The following is a 20,235-nucleotide window of genomic DNA, read 5'->3' as shown; positions in this document are numbered from 1 at the left end:
GGTATCGAAAATGCATTTGTCCGGGAATATGGTCAGCAAAAAGAAGTGGAAATATATCGCTGTACATGCCGCGGTATGGATACTCTTTTTTGTAGTTCTCAATTATCAGGTGTATTCTGAGATACGGTATGTCCCGGTAGAGATACTTTACCGGACACTATATCGCAGTCTGATTAATATCGCACTTTTTTACCTCAATTACGCCTATCTCGTTCCTAAATTTCTGCTGAAAAAAAAGCTGCGCAAATACGTTTTTATTTCCCTGTCTATCATTGTGCTCAATGTCGTGCTGATCGGTGGGTTCGATAGCCCGCCTCCGGGTGCGGTTATTATAGCGGAAAGAATGGATGCTCCTCCGGGGATGGAGAGCGGCAGCGTTTCGGAGTCGGTACGGGCAGGTCATGATTCTATCCGGCCTCAAAGAGGCGTAAATATCAGACGCTATGATGACATACCTCATCCTGGTATGGAACCCGAATGGCATAAAGCTCATGCAACAAGAGCCGCAGAGAACTTTGGCCGTACGCAGATGTGGCGTTTTAGGCTTTTGATGTCTTTACGTGCAGCTATGGTGGTAGCTATGTACTTTGTTATCGGGGCGGCAATTAAAATATATATGGAGTGGAAAAAAGGAGAAGCCCTGCGCCACCAGATACAGTCGGAAAAGGTGACTTCGGAGTTGCAGTTCCTCAAAGCACAGTTGAATCCGCACTTCCTGTTTAATTCCCTCAACAGTATTTATTCGCTCTCCGTAAAAAAATCAAACGATACGCCCGAAGCTGTAATCACCCTTTCGGATCTGATGCGCTATATGCTCTATGAAGCCAATCGCGATCTGGTGCCCTTGTCGAAGGAGATCGAATATATTAAGAATTACATAAAATTACAACGGCTTCGTTTGTCCGACGGAGAACAGGTGACGCTTAATATTTACGGGGACGACCGGGATAAGAAAATACAACCGCTTCTCTTTATTTCTTTCATAGAGAATGCCTTTAAGTACGGAACGGATTACAGAGGGAGAACGGTAGTGAAAACCGTGATTTCTATTAAGGAAGATGCTATCCATTTTTACATTCGTAATATCATTGGCAGGTATAAAAAGAACGATGAGAGTTCGGGAGTAGGTTTGCAGAACATACGAAACCGGCTCAACCTGTTATATCCGGATTCGCATACTCTCGATATCACAGATGACGGAGAAGCCTTTACGGTAAGCCTAACGCTAAAATTCGACAAGACATGAAATGTGTAATTATCGATGACGAACCCCTGGCTATCGATGTCCTCAGGGACTATTGCGAGAAGATCCGTTTGCTGGATGTTGTCGGAACATTTACGAATGCTCTGGATGCCATAGCAGTGATCAAGGAAAAAGAAGTGGACCTCATCTTTTCCGATATCGAAATGCCGCAGATCAGCGGTATCGATTTTATGCAATCTATGGACAACAGGCCCCTGTTTATTTTTACAACAGCATACTCCCAGTACGCCATAGAAGGTTTTGAACTGAATGCTGTGGATTATCTTGTAAAACCGATCCCTTATCACCGCTTTGTCAAGGCTGTTGTGAGAGCTAAAGAACTTATGAGTTTAAAAGAAAAAGACAAAAGCATGAAACCTTATATCTCATCTTCCTGCGGACTCAGTGATGTGCAGACAGGATATATTTTTGTAAAGGCAGATTACGAAAACGTAAAACTCAATATCGATGACATTGTCTATGTACAGGGCTTAAAGGATTATCTGAAGATTCACGTAGCCGGTACTAACAAACCGGTACTGACACTTTTGAGTTTTAAAGATTTTCTGGAGAAAGTGCCGGAAGGGCAGTTTTTACGTATACACAAATCCTTTATCGTCAATATCGGCTATATCCGGTCGGTGCAGAAGAACAAGGTGATTATCTACGACAACCGTATTCCTATCGGTGAGAGTTACAAGAATGAATTTATGGAAAGGCTCGGGCTTTAACCGGCTTTATTGTATTTCGATATTAACGACATATCCCTCATTTCCCCTTACATTAAATACGGTACCGTTGTCAAAAATGAGGTACTGCCCCTTGATGCCTTTAAGCTTCCCTGAAAACTCAGGAGTTTTGTCCAAGTTGAGACTTTTTACTTTTTCCGGATATTGAAGGACCGGATATTCTATGGTATAGATTTTTTGATTGGTATCCAGGTAGTAAGGTTTTACCGCTTCGGGAAGAAAATCGTCCAGACGGTCTTTTTCCGCGACCAGGTCGATATCTGCCAGGGTGTTGGTCAGCATTTTGCGCCAGTTGGTCTTATCCGTCATGTGATCTTTCAGTGCTACCTCGGTAATACCGGCGAGATATCTGTTCGGAACTTCCACGACTTCAATCGCCTGATGGGCGCCCTGGTCGATCCATCGGGTAGGGATCTGGGCTTTACGGGTGACACCTACTTTTACTTCACTGGAAAGGGCGAGATAAACCACGTGGGGTTGCAACTGCATTTGCTTTTCGAAATCCAGGTCACGGTCTTCCTCGTCGAGATGTGCTTTGCTGAGCTCCGGTCTCATGATCCAGTCGCCGGCCGAAGCCGTTTCGAAAAAACAGCTTTTACAAAAGCCCTGGCGGTAAATGGGCTTGTCGAGATGGCAGTTAAGACATTCGTAAGAAACAAAAGAAAACTTTACTTCTTTATCCAAAAGCTGGTTCATATGAATGAAATCATTTTTGAAAACCAGGTAATAGTTTACGGGACTGGTAAATTCGGTTTTCATTTTTATCAGGACACCTTGGTACATGGTAAAGTTTTTTAGTATTTTTATTCCCTGTCAATATAGAAAAGGATTGTAAAAGTACACAAAAAATGCCGATTCCCCTGTTTAATTCCATAGCTTCCTGGTGGCTGAAAAAAAGGTTTTACCAGATGGAACTTTTCCTGAAATATCCGGAAGAAGTCCAGGTAGAACTTTTGAACCAGTTACTTATAACCGCAAGAAACACGGATATAGGGAAGAAATACGGTTTTGAGACCATAACCAACTACGAACGTTTTCGCGACAATGTTCCTATCAACAAGTACGAAGATATAGAGCCCTTTATAGAAAGAGCCCGGCGGGGAGAGCACAATGTGTTCTGGCCGACGCCTATAAAGTGGTTTGCAAAGAGCAGTGGAACGACCAATGCCAAGAGCAAATTTATCCCGGTAAGTACCGAATCTCTGGAAGACTGTCATTTTAAGGCAGGCAAGGACATGTTGTCGCTATATTTTAATAACAATGAAGACTCCAAACTGTTTACAGGGAAGAGCCTCAGGCTGGGCGGGAGCAAATCTATTTATGAGGATAATGACACCTTCTTCGGCGACCTGTCGGCCATTATCATAGACAACCTCCCTTTCTGGGCGGAAATGAGTAGTACGCCGAGTAACAGGATCTCGCTGATGAGCGAATGGGAGGCCAAGATCGAAGCGATTATCCACGAAACTACCCAGGAGAACGTCACCAGTCTTGCGGGAGTTCCTTCCTGGATGTTGGTATTGCTCAACCAGGTATTGGAAAAATCGGGTAAGAACAACCTCTTTGAGGTGTGGAATAACCTTGAAGTGTATTTTCATGGTGGTGTGAATTTTAATCCCTACAGGGACCAGTACAAAAAACTGTTGCCCAGAGATTCTTTTAAATATTACGAGATATACAACGCCTCCGAAGGCTTTTTTGCGATCCAGGACCGGAACGATTCGGACGAATTGCTGCTAATGCTCGATTACGGGATATTCTACGAGTTCATCCCGATGGATACTTTCGGTGCAGACGCGCAACGCGCCATTCCGTTATGGGAGGTAGAGCCCGGAAAAAACTATGCCATTGTCATTACAACTAATGCGGGACTTTGGCGTTACCTGATAGGGGATACCGTTCGTTTTACCAGTACGGATCCTTACCGTATAAAGGTGACCGGGCGTACAAAGCATTTCATCAACGTGTTCGGCGAAGAACTGATCATAGAGAATACGGAGGAAGCACTTAAAAAAGCGTGTAAGGAAGCCGATTGTGAGATTGTAGACTATACGGTAGCTCCTGTATTTATGGAAGGCAAGGAGAAAGGAGGGCACGAATGGCTTATAGAGTTCCGGAAACCCCCGGAAAATATGGAGCAGTTTATCATCCTGCTCGATGAAGGCCTGAAGTCGCTCAATTCCGATTATGAAGCCAAGCGCTATAACAACATGACCTTAAATATGCCGCGGGTAAACATTGCGAGAAAAGGATTGTTTTACGACTGGTTGAAAACATATAACAAGCTCGGAGGGCAGCATAAAGTACCGAGACTGTCCAATAAAAGAAATTATCTCGAAGAGATGCTGGGCATGAACGGGTCTGTAACCGAACCGGCTTCCGAAAACCGCGGTGCGGGAGTGTAAAAACAAAAACTGCCTGAAGTACGAGATGGAACTTCAGGCAGTTTTGTTTTATAGCGTATCGTCTTCTTTTATGAAGCTGCTTTGAGTTTACTCACTTTAGCTTTAGCCAGTTTTTCGCTGGCGTACTGACGATCGATTTCCAGTGTCTTTTCGTCCGAACTCGGAAGGTCAAACATAGCATCGGTAAGAATGGTTTCGCATAGCGAGCGTAATCCCCGAGCACCCAGTTTGTATTCCATTGCTTTTTCTACGATAAAATCCAGCGCATCGTCCGAGATGTTCAGGGTGATATCATCCATGTCAAAAAGCTTGCTGTATTGTTTTACAATCGCATTTTTGGGTTCGGTAAGGATAGCCCGTAGTACTTCGGCATCCAGCGGGTCCATATAGGTAAGGACAGGAAGTCTTCCTATGATTTCGGGAATAAGTCCGAACTCTTTAAGGTCTTTGGGAATGATGTACTGAAGCAGATTCTCTTCGTCTATGACCTCTTCTTCGCGGGAAGCATTATACCCGATAGCCTGCATGTTCAGCCGTTTGGTAATTACCTTTTCAATACCATCAAAAGCTCCTCCGGCGATAAACAGGATGTTCTCGGTATTCACCTCGATAAATTTCTGGTCGGGGTGTTTACGTCCTCCTTTCGGCGGTACATTGACCACGGTACCTTCGAGCAATTTCAGGAGGGCCTGCTGAACGCCTTCTCCGGAGACATCGCGCGTAATGGAAGGATTGTCGCTTTTTCTGGCGATTTTATCGATTTCATCGATAAAGACAATACCCCTTTCTGCTTTTTCCAGGTTATAGTCTGCGGCCTGCAACAGGCGGGTAAGGATACTCTCTACATCTTCACCCACATACCCGGCTTCGGTAAGTACGGTAGCATCTACGATAGCCAGTGGTACGTTGAGCATTTTGGCAATGGTCCGCGCCATAAGCGTTTTACCGGTACCGGTTTGCCCTACCATAATGATATTGCTCTTTTGTATTTCGATATCGTCTTTGGAGGCCGGTTGTAACAGTCTTTTATAGTGATTGTACACTGCCACGGACATTACTTTTTTGGTAAAATCCTGACCTATAATGTACTGGTCGAGGAAAGCTTTTATTTCCTGCGGCTTTTTCAGTATCAGTTCGGCAGAGAGTTCTTCCGATTGGGATTGTTTGATCTCTTCCAGAACAATGCTATGGGCCTGTTCGATACACCGGTCGCATATATGTGCGTCCAGTCCGGCAATAAGCAGGCTGGTTTCCGGTTTTTTCCTTCCGCAAAATGAGCATTCTAATTCTTCTTTAGCCATAACGGTTTTTTTTGTCAAATCAGCCCTGTTCCGTGAGGAAAAGGGCTGTAATTATTAATGTGAAAACCCGTAATACAGGCTTTCCCGGGAGATGTCTTTCAGATCGGTATGTCGTGTTTACAGACAGCTCCGGTTATTTTCTTTTAGCTCCGGCTCAGGATCTCATCGATCATACCGTATGCTTTTGCCTCGTCGGCCTTCATCCAGTAATCCCTGTCACTGTCCTTATTTACTTTGTCAAAGGGTTGTCCGGAGTGGTTGGCAATAATATGGTAAAGCTCGTCCTTGAGTTTCAGGATCTCTCTTGCCGTGATCTCGATATCGCTGGCTTGTCCCTGTGCACCTCCCAGAGGCTGATGGATCATGACCCTGGAGTGTGTAAGACCACTTCGTTTTCCTTTTTGTCCGGCACAAAGCAATACTGCAGCCATTGAAGCGGCCATACCGGTACAGATCGTGGCGACGTCCGGTTTTATGAACTGCATAGTGTCATAAATCCCCAGACCTGCATATACGCTTCCTCCTGGGGAATTGATGTAGATCTCGATGTCTTTGGACGAGTCTACGCTGGAGAGAAACAATAACTGCGCCTGTATAATATTGGCGATCTGATCGTCTATGGCAGTTCCCATAAAGATAATACGGTCCATCATGAGACGGGAAAAGACATCCATGGCAACAGCGTTCATCTGCCGTTCTTCGATAATGTTGGGGGTCATCCCCACAGGAGCCATTCTGCTTACGATTTTGTCGTAATACATGCTGTTGACTCCGTGATGTTGTATGGCGTATTTTTTAAACTCTCTTGTGTAATCCATAGTTTTTTATTTTATATAATAAGGCGTTAAATCGAATGAATTAACGCCTTAAATATAGTTATTTTATTTGTCTTTGCGGACTACTGGTAAACCTCTTTAACGAAGTCCTCATAACTGACTTCTTTGGTTTTGAGGTTGGTCTTTTCCTTATAGAGGCTGAGCAGTTTTTTGCTCATCAGCTGCTCGGAAAGGCGTTTTACCTCGTCCTGGTTAGACAGGATTCTTGCTGCGATACCATCCAGTTCTTCGTCTGAAGGATTGGTTTGTCCGAACTGCGCCATCTGTATTTTTATGAAATCTTTGGCAAAATCTTTCAGTTCGTCAAAAGTAACCTGGAGTTCATTGTCACGGATGATCTTGCCTTCGATAAGCTGATAGCGTAATCCTTTTTCGGATTTTTCATATTCCTCGCTGGCTTGCTCCTCGCTGATAGGATTTTCTCCGGTTTGACGGATCCATTTTTTCAGGAATTCGGCGGGAAGGTCGAAGGTTGTGCTCTCGACGAGATATTCGGTAACATCATTCAACAACTTTTGATCGGCTTGTTGCTCGAATTGTTTTTCGGCATCTTCTTTGATCTTGGCTTTCAGTTCGTCTTCGGTAGTCACAGTTCCTTCCGGGAACAACTTATCGAAGAGTTCCTGGTTGAGTTCCGCAGGTTCTCTTTTATTGATTTCCTCAATAGTGAAATTTACGGAGATGTCCAGGTCGTGAACTTCATCGTGTTCTACCTTCAGGAAATTCATCAGGTCGTGATCGTCCTGGAAAAGGCTTTTGGTTTTGAGCTCCAGTACATCACCGGTTTTGGCTCCGGTGAACTTACCGAGGTTTCGTTTTCCCTTGATCTTGTCAAGTGAAAAAGTAGCCTTGTTGTCTATCTCCTTTTCTTCACTGGTAAATGTTCCGGTGATTTCATCTCCTTCTTCTATAGTGTCTTTGGATATGAGTTTCCCGTATTGGTTGCGAATTCTGTCGACCTGCTCGTCCAGCATTTTATCATCGGCAACGATCTTATAGCTGGTTATTGCTTTTTTACCTTTCAGGTTAACTTCAAATTCGGGAGCCAGTCCGAGTTCGAATTCAAAAGAAAAATTTTCTGCATCCCAGTCAAAATTATCCTGTGCCTTAGGCAGCGGATTTCCGAGAACATCAATCTTTTCTTCGGTGAGATACTTATCAAGGGCATCTTGTAAAAGCTTGTTAACTTCATCTACCAGAACCGCTTTCCCGTATTGTTTTTTCACCAATCCCATAGGAACATGTCCTTTTCTGAAACCGGGAATATTCGCCTTCTTGCGGTAGTCATTCAGGACTGTGTCTACTTTGTCACTGTAATCGTCCTTGCTGATAGCAACCTTTACTACAGCATTCAACTCATCTATTTGCTCTCTTGTAATATCCATTTACTCGCTTTAATAAAATTAACATGGCATATAAAACAGGGTGCAAAATTAGAACATTTTACAATGTTAACCAACTTTTTGAGGGTCTGAATTTTAGAGCATCTTTTTGTGTGATAAAAGGAGGTTTTTCGGGAGGGTGGAGCCTGTTTTTCAGGGAAAAGGCTGCCCTGCCCGTAAAGCATCCGTAGCATACGGCTGCAAAAAGTGATGGGATGGCTCAGGTATTTTTGGCTGTCTTAAATGCATTCCGGGCAAAACAGCGACATATTTCCGATAGAAAGATGCCGGGTTTTGCCCGGAATACTACAATGACGAAAGCGTCTACCTTTCGGTGTTTTCTTTAAGAAACGAATGTAGAATAGATTGTAAAAAAGAGAGTAAAAGACTGAATAGTAAAGCCCACCAGATATTCTCTACCTGAAATCCGCTGACAAGGCTATCTGTGATAAGGATAACCACGGCATTGATAATCAGTAAAAACAATCCCAAGGTGATAATCGTGATCGGTAACGTAAGGATAACGAGTATCGGTTTTACGATGAGATTTAATAGGGCTAATACCACCGCAACGAGAATAGCAGTCGGATAGCTGTCTACACTCACTCCCGGAAGTATTTTAGCAATTACCACCACGGCCAGGGCGGTGAGCAATACTCTTAAAATAGTGTTCATAGAATTTTCCGTTTTTCTTAGACACAGCAAAGTCCCTCTCCGGGATTTTCTGGTCATTTGTTAATGAAAGGGTGTTTAACAAAAATAAGTAATTTCTTTCGCTTATTTTATTTTTTCTTGGCATTACTGAGGTTACTTACAGGAGGTAACGAAACTGTATGCCACCGTAAAAGTTTCTCGGTAGACCGGGGTAATAGAAACGCGGTTCGGAATTTCCGAATCCTACGGCATTGATAAGGACCGATTGGGCGTAGTTCTTATCTGATAAATTATTGATGCCACCTGAAATTTCGAGGATAAATTTTTCGGATAACGTATGTTTGTAACCCGCCTTTACGTTGGCAATTCCGTAAGGATCGGTGTATAAGTTATTGGCATCGGTGAGCGGGATCTCGCCGATATGCTGGTAATTGGCATAAAAATATAACCCGCTGCGGTGTATGATCCGCAGTCCGGCATTGGTCTTATTGTCCGGTACGCCGGTAAGGTTATTTCCGGAATGATTGTTGTCCCCGTCCCGGAAACGTATGAATCGGTGATCATTGATAGAAGTGTTTATAAAAGGGATCAGGAGCAGGCTCCGGGATACTGCCCAGTGATACTCGGCCGAGACTTCTATACCTTTATGTTCGGTTTTTCCGGCGTTTCTTCCTATATATTGGTCTTCTCCCACGCGCTGAGCTACCAGAAGGTCTTTGATATCCATAAGGTATGCGGCCACGGATAGCCGTAGCCGTTCCTTCCATAGCTTAATGTGGCTTCCCGCTTCGTAGTGCATACCTTTTTCCGGTCCGAGATCGGGATTGATGACCCCTTCGGGAGTGAGGGTCTCTTCTGTACCCGGAAAAGAAAAACCACGGCTTACGTTAGCATAAAACCGGAGGTTGCTGTCGTATTGATAATCGAGGTTCAGGGAAGGGGCCACTATGGGGTCGAAACGCCTGGAAGCACTGGTGTTGTCTTCTCCGGTATGGTAATGATCCAAAAAATTATACGAGGTAAAATTGCTGTTGAGGCCCACCTGGGCCTTCAGTCCCCGGGCCAGGGGAAGCGATAGGGAAGCGAAGAGATTTACCTGGCTCCGGTATTCTTTATTTCTGCTTAGTTGCTGTCCTTCCAGGCTGCCGTTGCCATTGTTTTCCTGGTAGCGGTTCTCGATGGTCTGCCAGTTGTACTGGTCTTTATACAGCTCTGTTCCGAGGTAGACTGTTGCCTTTTGCCCGGCGAAATCAAAATCTTTCCGGAAGGTACTTCGTATCCCGTACCCGTTGGTAAAACCGGTAAGGATATTGAAGGGGCGGGGTTCGTAGTGGTCCAGGTAGGTGTAAAAAACACTGGTGGTGTTCCGGAATTCGGAACTGAAACGGTGGGTATAGCTCAATCCGGCCAGGGTGGACCTACTGTTTTTATAGCCCTGTGCTTCGAGCCAGTTGGAAGCTGCCTGTCGGGGATTTTCTTCCAATGCTGTCCGCCCGATAGAACTCGAGATCTGTGCGTTGTAATTGATCTGGTTCAATAACAGGGTAAAGGCATTTTTGGAGTCTGGCCGGTATGTGGCATTCAGGAATACGGCATTACGGCGGTATGCACTGTTCTCCCTGTAGCCTTTTGTTTCCAGATGCTCGTACCCTGCATTTACAGAAAGTTTTTTGTCACTGTATACGGCATTGGTGGTATTTTTAATGAGGTCATAAGATCCTGTGGTGAAGCTGTTTCGGATATAAGAACCCGATGGGGTTCCTGACCGGAACAGGAGAGCGCCTCCGAGGTTGGTGCCGTAATTCACGGCTTTCGGACCCTGGATCACTTCAACCTGGTCTATATTTTCGGGATCGAAAATTTCTATGGAGGTTTCCCCGATGGCATTGGTAACCGGAATATCGTTGAGGTAGGCTCTGACCTTATTACTGCCATAAGGAGTTCGGGCCCCTACACCCCTCATGGTAATGCGGTTTACATTCATTCCGCCGGAAAGCATATAAACACCGGGTAACTGGTTGAGAGCCCAGGTGACATCAGTGGGGCCATACTGGTCCAGTTGTTGCCGGTTGACGACCGGTGTCCCGATAATAAGCGAACTGTCTTTGGAGATGATTGATAGCGAATCCGTACTTACGATAACCTCATCCAGAAGGGTGGTTTGTTTATCCTGCCCTACAGACGATAAGGAGGTAAATAATAGGGCAGCCAGTGAAAAGACTGTTATTATTTTCTTTTTCATTAGGGGTTTTGCCATAAAAGTAAGAAATAAAGCGGGAACAGCTCAACACAAAAAAGAGGCTATCTTTTACGACAGCCTCTTTTGCTTAAGAAATATACTCAGGAACAGTAGAGGGCTGATTAATACCCTGTATTCTGAACGAGATTAGGATTGGAAACCAAGGCCGTCGCCGGGATGGGATAAAGGACCCGGTATGCTTCGGTGTTTTCTTTAAATTCCCAGGTGTCGTTATATACTCCGAAACGGATCATATCATTTCTTCTCCATCCTTCTGTGTAGAGTTCTCTCGCCCGTTCGTCCAGTAATTCCGGAAGATCGACGGAGCTGCGTTCGGAGGCATGTCTTATGGCCCGGAGCGCGTTAACCATGGCTGTAGCGTCATCGCCGGAAGACCCTCCGCGTAGTATGGCTTCTGCTTTCATCAGGTAGGCATCGGCATAACGGAATATGATCATACCGGTGGCTTCTCCTCCGTTGCTGGGGTGATATTTGAGTATCCGTATCCCGGTTCTTTCGTTATTACCTACCAGCGCCGGAAAGTCTCGGGTAAATATCAGCGGATTTCCTGCACGGTCATTTAATGCATTGCCGAGCGTATCATATTGTTGCCCGACCAGAAATCCATAACCGATACCTTCGGCAGGTACAAATCCTCTGCGTTCTTCCTGTCCCGAACCTTCGGCATTGGTGTCGGACGGCCCTTCAAAAAGGTCGAACAGGCCGGCAAGGGTGGCAAATCCGTTCCATCCCCCGGATGTATAATCCGAAACTACCTGGTGATAGTGGAGTCCGGGCCACATTCTTGTCGCTACCGATGCATCGGTGTACCAGATTGTTTCGGAATCCGGGTCATTTTTAAAAATATCAAAAAAACCTTCCTGCAGTTCAAATCCTTCTGCGGTAATGGCATCGACTTCTTCTATGACTTTATTCATATCGGCCTGATCCGGACTTTCGTTACCTTTATAAATATGTTTGTTGAGAAATAATTTGGCCAGGAGAAAGTGTACGGCGGCTTTGGAAGCCTTTAGTGTCCCGGCACCGGGGCCTTGTGAGGGCAGATCCGGAAGAGCTTCGTTGAGGTCATTCAGTATAAAATCAAAAGCCTCACTTGCCGTAAACACGCTCGGGTCTACATCCACCCCTTCGTCGGCTTCCCGGAAGGGTACCTGTCCGTAGAGATCCATAACGTGGAACATGCTGAAAGCACGGAGAAATTTGCCTTCTGCAATCTGTTGTGAGCTGGCTTGCGATTGCGGAGCCAATAACTGATTGATACGGTATATATTGGAGTTGAGCCTGTTCCAGGTATTCAGGATGTCCCGATGAGTGGGATCCCAGGTATGTTCGTGCAACAGCCTCCATACTCCGTTGTCGCCCCAGTCGGTCCCCCGGGTAGGGACCAGGACCTCGTCGGTAGATACTTCGGAGAGGGCATACAGGGCTTCCTGGGTATTGAACGTATTACGAATGTCTACGTAAGCCGAGTTCAGTGTCTGATCCGGGTTAACACCTCCGAAGCCTTCATCGGTGTCGGGGATCACGATCGAATCTTTTTCATCTACCTCAAGGTCTGTACACGAAAAAGTAAGGGCCAGACAGCTTAAGAAGAATATATTTCTGGTTGTATTTTTCATAACATATTTTTTAAAAAGTTGCATTTAATCCTAAAGTGAATATTCTCGGTCTGGGATAGGAGGTGTAATCTATTCCCAAAGAGGGAACACCATCCAGTTCCTTGTTGACATTCACTTCGGGATCAAGCCCGGAGTAATTGGTGATGACAAACAGGTTCTGAGCATTCAGGTATAAGCGGAATGACTTGAACACCTTGGAATTGTCCGCAAATTTAAAATTGTGTCCTAATGTAATGTTCTGAAGCCGTAGAAAATCTCCTTTTTCCAGGAACCTGGTCGATACATCGGCAGCATTAAGGTTAGATTCCTGGCGGCTCAATATGTCACGGGTAACATTTCTTCCGTTGCCGATAGCGCCGGCGGTGAAGAATGCATTACGCGTATTGTTATAAATGTAATGTCCGAACTGTCCGGCAAGGAAAGCGGAGAGGTCCCAGTTTTTATAGGTGAAACTGGTCGATATTCCCAGATTGTATTTGGGTAGGGCACTCTTACCTACAAACTGCTGCCGGTCTCCTCCGTTATAAACGGTTAGCCCGTTTTCGTCGTAACCGGCAAATTCCCTGAGGAAGTAAGAGAACAGCGGTTGCCCGTCCTGGATGCGCTGCGCAAATGCCCCGGTGAGTCCCTGTCCGTTGATCCCTCCGGTATCCACAGTACCGTCAAAATTTTTGACCTCATTATCATTGTATGACAAATTGGTGCCGAGATCCCAGGTAAAGTCCTCGGTTTCGATAACTCCGTAGTTCAGTGTGATCTCAAAGCCCTGATTAATGACATCAGCATCGAGGTTCCGGTACACAAATTCCTGAGGAGCCGGCTGTGCAGACATGATCTGCATGAGGAGATCGGTGGTGTTTTTGCGATAGAGGTCCACAGATCCGCTCAAGCGATTGTCGAGGAAACCAAAATCGAGCCCAACGTTAAACTGCTGGGTCTGTTCCCATTTGAGATCGGGGTTGGCAAATGCGACGTTGTCCAGTCCTACCCGTTGTACTTCCCCGCTGTTGGCATTAATGCCGAGACCTGCATACCGTTGCCTGGTCTGATAGCGGTTGTGCGGGATTTCCTGATTACCGGTAACACCGTATCCAAGTCGTAGTTTCAGGTTGTAAAAAACATCAGGAATGAATTCTTCATCGGAAAGTATCCATGCAAAAGCTCCGGAAGGAAAATAGCCGTATTTGTTGTTTCCTCCGAAACGTGAAGAACCGTCAGCCCGGAGCGTCGCGGTAAAGAGGTAACGATCTTTTAAGGTGTAGTTAAGTCTTCCGAAGAACGATTGTAATTCGTCTGTATATTTAAACCAGTCGGAAATAGCAGCCCTGATGGGAACATCGGAAACCGAAATTTCTTCGGTAATATCTTCCGGAAATAAGCGGTTGACAAAAGCCTCGGTTGTTCCATACCCGTATTGCTGATAGGAACCTGTGATGGAATTCCGGATACTTCGGTCTGTGGTTTTGAGATCATGGATCATACCACCCATGTCATTATCCGGAAATCCCCACCCCTGATAGTTACGCCCTTCGTTCTTGAACTGCTGGTATGAATATCCGAGCATGGCGGAAAGCTTGGAGTTTTCAAATTCTTTGCGGTAGTTAAATAATACTTCGAGAAGCTGACTGCTGTTGTCCTGTTCGGCAATAAAAGCCCTTCCGTTTTCAAAAACCCCTCCCATAAAAAGTAAAGGTGAAAGTGCACCTTCCCTGTTGGAAGAGGAGTTGTCAAAACCTGTATTTACCTTGATATTAAACTCATCGGTAAAGTCATAAGATGCCGACAGGTTGATAAGGCTCCTGTTGGTATGCGTGTTGTCCCGGTAGTACTCCAGCATGGAGAGTGGGTTGAGATTGGAAGTGGAGAACTGAAACTGGGGGTCGGCAGGCCAGGTAGGGTTTGCTGCATATGTAGCGCCCAGCAAATCGCCTTCGTGCCCGGCATTGTCGGTAATTAAAGGCGCTTCGTCATTGACCCGGGAAAAAGTGATCTGTGCCCCGAGTTTGAGCTTGTCGTTGAACAGGCGCTGATTTAAGTTTAATCGGCCGTTCAGTCGTTCCATCGATGAGTTTTTAACGATCCCCTCCTGGTCGGAATAACTCAGGGACAGCCTGTAGTCTCCCGTTTCATAACCATTGGAATAGGACAGGTTATGGGTTTGTGAAAAAGAAGTACGTAATATCTGATCCTGCCAGTCCGTATCGGACCCTTCATCCTGTTCGCTTACATTTCCTCCGTATTTTTCGATGCCCTGAAGAAACTGATCCCGGTTTAAGAGGTCGTAAGTGTTGGCTGCTTTGGATACACTGGCCGTTGTGGAGTACTCCAGGCTTCCCTGTTTCCCTTTTCCGCTTTTGGTGGTTATGATGACAACCCCGTTAGCACCCCGGGAACCGTATATTGCCGTGGCGGAAGCATCCTTGAGGACGTCAATACTGGCAATGTCGTTGGGGTTGATAAAATTCAGCGGGTTCTTGGATGCCGAAGAACCGCGTCCTATATCTGCTCCTCCTGATGCAGTGTTATCCCCGGAAAGCGGAATTCCATCCACAACAAACAACGGGTTGTTATTACTCCGTACGGAAGATGTCCCCCGTATTCGTATGTTGATCCCGGCTCCGGGCTCACCACTTGACGATGTGATCTGTACCCCTGCGCTTTTTCCCTGTATCAGCTCTTCCGGAGCGGCGATAACTCCCTTGTTAAAGTCCTCTGCCTTAACCGAAACCACAGATCCCGTGGCATCTCTCCTGGTGGTTTCGCCATAACCGATGATCACAACCTCATCCAGGGCCTGGGCATCTTCTGCAAGTGTAACATTGATAGTAGATCTGCCGTTGACAGTGAGTTCCTGGCTCTTATACCCAACGTAACTGATAACGAGAACAGCATCTTCGCCTACGTTATCTATCGAGTAGTTACCATCGAAATCGGTCTGTGTTCCATTGGTTGTGCCTTTTACCAGAATATTGGCGCCGGGTAGGGGACCCATGGCGTCCGAAACCGTACCGGATACCGTACTTTGTGCCTGAATACTGCCATATATGAATATGGTAAAAATCAAGGCAAGATTTTTAATAAAGTTAATTTTCATAAATAGTAGTTTTGATGTGTTTTTGCCATGTAAAAATCAATGTAGAGTTAAATTTATGTGAATTTTTTAATGCAGCCATGTCTTGCTGATACGAAAACGTTGTAGTGTTGATAACTTTGATTATTTTAACATATTGCCAATAATTGATTTTTTATTTTGATTTATTAGTGAAGAATAAGAGGTAAAACAAAAAAATGGTAAAATTTATTCATTTTTCACGAAAATTACAGCACTGTATATCAGGAGTCGGCAACAGTACTTTTTAACCTGAAAAGGATTACAATGAGGACTTTATCCCCCAGTTTGTTCCGCGATGTTGGTGTGTGTATTGCAGAACAGGAGTATTATCCCGGGAGATAAACAGATAAGCCCGGGATAAATAACCTGGTCTTTCCGAATGGACGTTGTTTTTACCGTAAAATTATTCTTCCGATACGGACCACACGGCAAAGTTATGTGCGGGAGCTTCTATAGTTACCTGTCCCTGGTCATCTGTAATTAGCCAGGCATTGGTGCGCCCGGCATAATCGACAAGCTTTGTATTTTTCCAGTTGGAGGATACGGTGTGTTGCCGGTTGGAAGTTCCGATATTCATGTAGAGGATAAGTCCGGGGTTGTCTTCCGAACCGTGGCGTTTCATAATGTATTCTTTTTCGCCTTGATACAGAATTTCAATATCGCCGGAAGCGATACTGTTGTGAATACGGATAAGGGCCCTGAGCCCTGTTCTGTAATTTGTATTTTCGAAGTCGCTGTAAAAAATGGTAGGGTAACCGTCATGGGTCAGTATATACGCATAAGCCAGCATTTTATTGGTTACACTGATATTGTTTTCCGGGTTTTCATCTTTTTCGGTATCGTGGTTAGACACGAAAGTTACCGCCTTGTCCGGATATATTTTCCGGAGCATGTCTCCGGAGAGCACCCTCAGGTCTTTTTGGCGATCCAGGGCTTCGTCCAGTTTGTAAAAACAGGCAAAGTCGAATGCCCGGGAGCCGGAATCTTCTACCCATTGGGCAAGGTCAGGCGCATTGCCGTCCCAATACTCGCCTACGGAAAAACCTCCGACTTCATCATTCCATGCCTTTACTACCCAAGGGCCGAACCCTTTTACATAATCAAAACGCCAACCGTCAAATTTCATATGGTCTTTGTAATAATGAGCAATGGAATTTTCGCCTTTCCACAGCCATTCCTGTACCCTGGGTTGATGATGGCAGAGATCCTGTTCTTCGAAGAAAAGTGCTTCTTCATCATGATCGTGCAAGCTGTTAGGGTGGAAGTCTTTATAGGAGCGGTCGAATTTCCCGGAGGCATTACCGTGTGTGGTATCAAAATGCGTATAGGTGTTTTTATTGCGATACGGATTGAATTCTTCCCCGCCTCCCGAATTGTGATTGAGTACGATGTCTGCAATGACTTCCAGACCGTTCTGATGGGCTTCGCGGATCAGCGTTTCCAGTTGGGCCCTGGTGCCGAATCGGGTGGGGACAGTTCCGTGCTGATCGAATTCCCCGAAATCGAAATAATCCGAAGGGTCATATCCCATAGAATATTCACCCGACTGGCCCTTGGTAGCCACCGGAAGCCAGATACGATCGATTCCCGAAGCTGCCCAGTCTTCTATTTTTCCGGTGAGTGTGGTCCACCATTCGAACCGGGGTTCGACATCCCAGTAAAAGGCCTGCATCATTACCCGTTCGCCGTTGTCGAAACGACTGAGATCGGATTTTACCGGAAGTGGTTCGGGAGCATCTGTGGTATAGTGCTGCTCATCACTGTTGCACGCCCATAACAGGAGTACCCATGCAAGAGCATAAACGATACGGTTTGTAGAGATTTGCTGTGATGTTTTCATGGTTTTGGTTTTAGTGGTGTTTCTGACCGGAGTAAAGTACAGGGGACGAAATGCATAGGGGCTATCATGCATTCCGTTTCCTGCAACTATTTTTGATATCGTTTACTCTGTTACGGCCGTTAGGGTATAGGAATATACTCCGGGTTGACTCAGGTCAAGCGCCACGGTGTACGTACCACCGGCTTCGACGTTGATATTGCTGCCTCCTTCTTCGAGGGTCCCGTCGGTGTCATCATCTCCGTAGTTCAGATCCCAGGCGTCATTAGCACGGAATTTGAGTTCGCCTGCCTGTAGTTCAAGAGTGGTTTTCCAGGTTTTTTCAGCAGGATCATAGGTCAAATCCACATCGCTGTCCCACCCGGTGCCGGGAATGGCATCTCCGATAATCCCCCAGTCGGTGTCGAGAAGGGTGTAGGTGAGTTTTTCTGTATTCACCTGCATACGGTAATACCCGGCGGGAGTTTTGAGATTAGGGCCTTCATCGCGTAACAGCGTACCGGAACCACCGTCACCGTATTCGCCATTACCCCATTCTGGAGCTGCGGTGAACTTAAACTCTGCCTCTGCGGCAAAATAGATATATCCTTCAAACACTTCGGGGTCGGAAGATAGTGATCGCAATTGAGGAGCTTCGGAAGGGGTCCAGTCCTGGCCGTAATTTCCGGCAGCCTGGAAACCGCCCGGAACCCAGAGGTACGAAGTACCGGTGTTTCCGGAGCCATAGGGGGTAACACTTATAAGTATACTTTCGGAAACCAGGGCTTCTACTTCATCGCTGACCGAAGCAACAACCCGGACTTCCATTTCCGAGGCTTCTCCGGATGGCAGTCCTAATGCGATAGCAGTATTGTTAAGGTGCTCTACGCTGACATTGATTTGCGTGGCCGTCGTGCTTCCGAGTGTCGCCGCATTCTGGAAGTCGTTACCTGGGATATCGGCCTGTAGATTGTAATTGATCTGCGTCTGAATACTGAAGTTTGCCCTGTTCCAGACAAAGCGATCGGCTTGTTCGGTAGCATTATCTTCCGATAGGATATAACTGCTCCCGGAGGCCGGTGCGGTTATAGCAGGTTCATCGGCAGCAATCAATGTGGGGTGATCGTCATCGGAACACGCCCAGAAAAGCCCTGCTGACAGGATCAGCGTAGCCAGAATATTCGGTGTTTTCATTGTTTTATTCTTGTAAGGTTAGCATATGTTGTTATGTATGTAAGGGATAGCCAAATATGGCGTATCTCTTTTGGTTTAAGCCTGCCGTTAATATCCGGGGTTTTGAACCAGGTTTGAATTAACGCCGAGGTCGGTCAGCGGAATAGGCAGTAGGGTACGGAACGATTCTACGGCAGATCCTCCGAGGGTAGCTCCTTTCCAGGGCCATAGATAGGTGTTACCCGTAAATTTCCCGAAGCGGATGAGATCGGTTCTTCGGTGACCTTCCCAGTACAGTTCCCTTCCTCTCTCATCCAGAATAAAATCGAGGGTAAGTGCTGCCGAACCGATATTTCCGGAGGTGTCCCCATAGGCCCGCTCCCTGAGCTGATTGACGAGATCCAGGGCTGTAGACAGGTCTCCTCCGGTTCCTCCTCTTACTACGGCTTCGGCATACATAAGGTAGGCATCGGCAAGGCGGAACAGGGGAAAGTCCGTGTCTACGAATTCTCCGCTGGTATCGGATCCCATGTCGCCCGAAGCGGTGATGTTCTTAAATTTGGCGATGGCATAACCGTTATTGAAAGCCGTGTAATCTGTATTTTCCTTAATATGTCCTTCGGTATGGAACAGGGCACGCCGGTCTCCGTTGGTCTCAAGGTTACCGAAGAGGTCCACGAAAGCCGAAGTGGTACGGTTGCCTTCCCAGCCTCCGTTAACACCGAAGTCGGATGGATTCATCGTAGAATTACTGATCCCGGCGTGAATGATATACGTGGTTCCTCCGTAAGACTGGCTCCGCAATCCGTCGGAGGCCAGAGGCAGGATAATTTCCCGGGAATTGTCATTATCGGCCAGAAAGAGGTTCTGGTAATCCGGTTCCAGACTGTATCCGCTCTCCCTTACGATGTTGTCCAGATAGGTGAGTGCTTCACTGTATCTCGGCTCCCCGATGTACACCTCGGCATTCAGGTATAATTTGGAAATTAGCATCCATGCTGCGACCCTGTCGGCCCTGGCATATTCGTTGGTTCCGGGATCTTTCATCAGCGGGATGATTTCCAGGAGTTCGTTTTCTACATAATTGAAAAGCGCTTCACGGGTATATCGCGGGGGTTCGAAGTTGCCCACAGGATCATTTTCGGTGACAAACGGTACATTCCCGAACATGTCTATGGCATGCCAGTAGGCCAGGGCACGAAGAAACCGCGCTTCATTTCTGAAATCCTGTATTTCCTCGTCTTCGATACCCTGGGTTTCTCTCAGGAAATTGTTGGCCATAGCAACCTCCAGATAAATGCGGTCGTAGAGGATACGTACAAAGTTGTTTCCCGCTGTCCAGTTGAGCCGGTTCAGGGCATCGAGTCCGCCGTCTCCCCATCGGTTCAGGGCTTCATCGGTAGTGAGTTCCTGAAAATTCCAGTAGTTCCGGATGTAGGAGGAAGCCCCGGCATCGGGAGCAACAACATCCGTTTGTCCGGAAGTTTCCTGCCCGGTAAGGATGAAGGCACTGTATATTTTGGCCAACATCCCTTTATAGGCATCCGGATCTTCGTCCAGAATATTGTCTATGGTCTGCTCGACCCTCGGATCGGTATCGAGATCACCTGTACAGGAGGTGGCGAAGACTACCATTAGTCCTGCTATCCCTGTATATATGTAGTTGAACATTATCTTTTTCATGT

General features: G+C 46.2%; 14 protein-coding genes. 3 read left to right on the top strand and 11 right to left on the bottom strand.

The features are described 5' to 3' along the window. The first annotated feature begins 10 nt into the window (after positions 1–10). Positions 11–1,246 carry a sensor histidine kinase gene (locus BT112_RS13925; RefSeq protein ID WP_072318002.1) on the top strand — a complete coding sequence of 412 codons (1,236 nt, stop codon included), beginning with the start codon at positions 11–13 and terminating at the stop codon, positions 1,244–1,246. Continuing rightward, positions 1,243–1,974 carry a LytR/AlgR family response regulator transcription factor gene (locus tag BT112_RS13920; protein WP_072318001.1) on the top strand — a complete coding sequence of 244 codons (732 nt, stop codon included), beginning with the start codon at positions 1,243–1,245 and terminating at the stop codon, positions 1,972–1,974. Before BT112_RS13925 ends, BT112_RS13920 begins: the two co-directional genes overlap by 4 nt. Before the next feature lie 6 nt (positions 1,975–1,980). Here BT112_RS13920 and BT112_RS13915 read toward each other — a convergent pair whose 3' ends face one another. Beyond that, positions 1,981–2,775, bottom strand: a complete 795-nt coding sequence (locus BT112_RS13915) for a DUF2797 domain-containing protein (protein WP_072318000.1) — start codon at positions 2,773–2,775, stop codon at positions 1,981–1,983. A 65-nt stretch (positions 2,776–2,840) separates the two neighbouring features. Here BT112_RS13915 and BT112_RS13910 point away from each other — a divergent pair, with 65 nt between their 5' ends. After that, entirely contained in the window at positions 2,841–4,397 is a 1,557-nt protein-coding gene (locus BT112_RS13910) for a GH3 auxin-responsive promoter family protein (RefSeq protein ID WP_072317999.1), read from the top strand. A 68-nt stretch (positions 4,398–4,465) separates the two neighbouring features. Here the strand turns inward: BT112_RS13910 and clpX are convergent, their stop codons facing one another. From clpX to BT112_RS13860, 10 genes are all read right to left on the bottom strand, one after another. Beyond that, entirely contained in the window at positions 4,466–5,698 is a 1,233-nt protein-coding gene (gene clpX / locus BT112_RS13905) for an ATP-dependent Clp protease ATP-binding subunit ClpX (protein WP_072317998.1), read from the bottom strand. 143 nt (positions 5,699–5,841) lie between these two features. Beyond that, entirely contained in the window at positions 5,842–6,516 is a 675-nt protein-coding gene (gene clpP / locus BT112_RS13900; protein ID WP_072317997.1) for an ATP-dependent Clp endopeptidase proteolytic subunit ClpP, read from the bottom strand. 80 nt (positions 6,517–6,596) lie between these two features. Beyond that, positions 6,597–7,919: a trigger factor gene (tig, locus tag BT112_RS13895; RefSeq protein WP_072317996.1), complete on the bottom strand. Its 1,323-nt coding sequence runs from the start codon at positions 7,917–7,919 to the stop codon at positions 6,597–6,599. A 321-nt stretch (positions 7,920–8,240) separates the two neighbouring features. Further along, positions 8,241–8,591, bottom strand: a complete 351-nt coding sequence (locus tag BT112_RS13890; protein ID WP_072317995.1) for a phage holin family protein — start codon at positions 8,589–8,591, stop codon at positions 8,241–8,243. Between the two features lie 136 nt (positions 8,592–8,727). Next, positions 8,728–10,812: a TonB-dependent receptor family protein gene (locus BT112_RS13885; RefSeq protein WP_072317994.1), complete on the bottom strand. Its 2,085-nt coding sequence runs from the start codon at positions 10,810–10,812 to the stop codon at positions 8,728–8,730. Positions 10,813–10,931: 119 nt separating this feature from the next. Then, complete coding sequence (locus BT112_RS13880) at positions 10,932–12,449, bottom strand: RagB/SusD family nutrient uptake outer membrane protein (RefSeq protein ID WP_072317993.1); 1,518 nt, start codon at positions 12,447–12,449, stop codon at positions 10,932–10,934. A gap of 10 nt (positions 12,450–12,459) precedes the next feature. After that, positions 12,460–15,543 (bottom strand): SusC/RagA family TonB-linked outer membrane protein, encoded by a 3,084-nt coding sequence (locus BT112_RS13875; RefSeq protein WP_072317992.1) that lies wholly within the window; start codon positions 15,541–15,543, stop codon positions 12,460–12,462. A 421-nt stretch (positions 15,544–15,964) separates the two neighbouring features. Beyond that, positions 15,965–17,401 carry an alpha-amylase gene (locus tag BT112_RS13870; RefSeq protein ID WP_072318091.1) on the bottom strand — a complete coding sequence of 479 codons (1,437 nt, stop codon included), beginning with the start codon at positions 17,399–17,401 and terminating at the stop codon, positions 15,965–15,967. 102 nt (positions 17,402–17,503) lie between these two features. Beyond that, positions 17,504–18,571: a SusE domain-containing protein gene (locus BT112_RS13865; RefSeq protein ID WP_072317991.1), complete on the bottom strand. Its 1,068-nt coding sequence runs from the start codon at positions 18,569–18,571 to the stop codon at positions 17,504–17,506. Between the two features lie 87 nt (positions 18,572–18,658). Continuing rightward, on the bottom strand, positions 18,659–20,233 hold the full coding sequence (locus BT112_RS13860; RefSeq protein WP_072317990.1) for a RagB/SusD family nutrient uptake outer membrane protein: 1,575 nt from the start codon (positions 20,231–20,233) through the stop codon (positions 18,659–18,661). Positions 20,234–20,235 lie beyond the last annotated feature (2 nt).

Origin of the sequence: Sinomicrobium oceani (genome assembly GCF_900119185.1) — a bacterium.
Classification (GTDB): domain Bacteria; phylum Bacteroidota; class Bacteroidia; order Flavobacteriales; family Flavobacteriaceae; genus Sinomicrobium; species Sinomicrobium oceani.
Note: the sequence above shows the minus strand (reverse complement) of the source record. Positions and strands in the feature narration are given on the sequence as shown.

Bases quoted from the DNA above. Each gene is read 5' to 3' on its own strand.
- BT112_RS13925 (WP_072318002.1), top strand. From the start codon at position 11: ATGCATTTGTCCGGGAATATGGTCAGCAAAAAGAAGTGGAAATATATC.
- BT112_RS13920 (WP_072318001.1), top strand. From the start codon at position 1,243: ATGAAATGTGTAATTATCGATGACGAACCCCTGGCTATCGATGTCCTC.
- BT112_RS13915 (WP_072318000.1), bottom strand. From the start codon at position 2,775: ATGTACCAAGGTGTCCTGATAAAAATGAAAACCGAATTTACCAGTCCC.
- BT112_RS13910 (WP_072317999.1), top strand. From the start codon at position 2,841: ATGCCGATTCCCCTGTTTAATTCCATAGCTTCCTGGTGGCTGAAAAAA.
- clpX (WP_072317998.1), bottom strand. From the start codon at position 5,698: ATGGCTAAAGAAGAATTAGAATGCTCATTTTGCGGAAGGAAAAAACCG.
- clpP (WP_072317997.1), bottom strand. From the start codon at position 6,516: ATGGATTACACAAGAGAGTTTAAAAAATACGCCATACAACATCACGGA.
- tig (WP_072317996.1), bottom strand. From the start codon at position 7,919: ATGGATATTACAAGAGAGCAAATAGATGAGTTGAATGCTGTAGTAAAG.
- BT112_RS13890 (WP_072317995.1), bottom strand. From the start codon at position 8,591: ATGAACACTATTTTAAGAGTATTGCTCACCGCCCTGGCCGTGGTGGTA.
- BT112_RS13885 (WP_072317994.1), bottom strand. From the start codon at position 10,812: ATGAAAAAGAAAATAATAACAGTCTTTTCACTGGCTGCCCTATTATTT.
- BT112_RS13880 (WP_072317993.1), bottom strand. From the start codon at position 12,449: ATGAAAAATACAACCAGAAATATATTCTTCTTAAGCTGTCTGGCCCTT.
- BT112_RS13875 (WP_072317992.1), bottom strand. From the start codon at position 15,543: ATGAAAATTAACTTTATTAAAAATCTTGCCTTGATTTTTACCATATTC.
- BT112_RS13870 (WP_072318091.1), bottom strand. From the start codon at position 17,401: ATGAAAACATCACAGCAAATCTCTACAAACCGTATCGTTTATGCTCTT.
- BT112_RS13865 (WP_072317991.1), bottom strand. From the start codon at position 18,571: ATGAAAACACCGAATATTCTGGCTACGCTGATCCTGTCAGCAGGGCTT.
- BT112_RS13860 (WP_072317990.1), bottom strand. From the start codon at position 20,233: ATGAAAAAGATAATGTTCAACTACATATATACAGGGATAGCAGGACTA.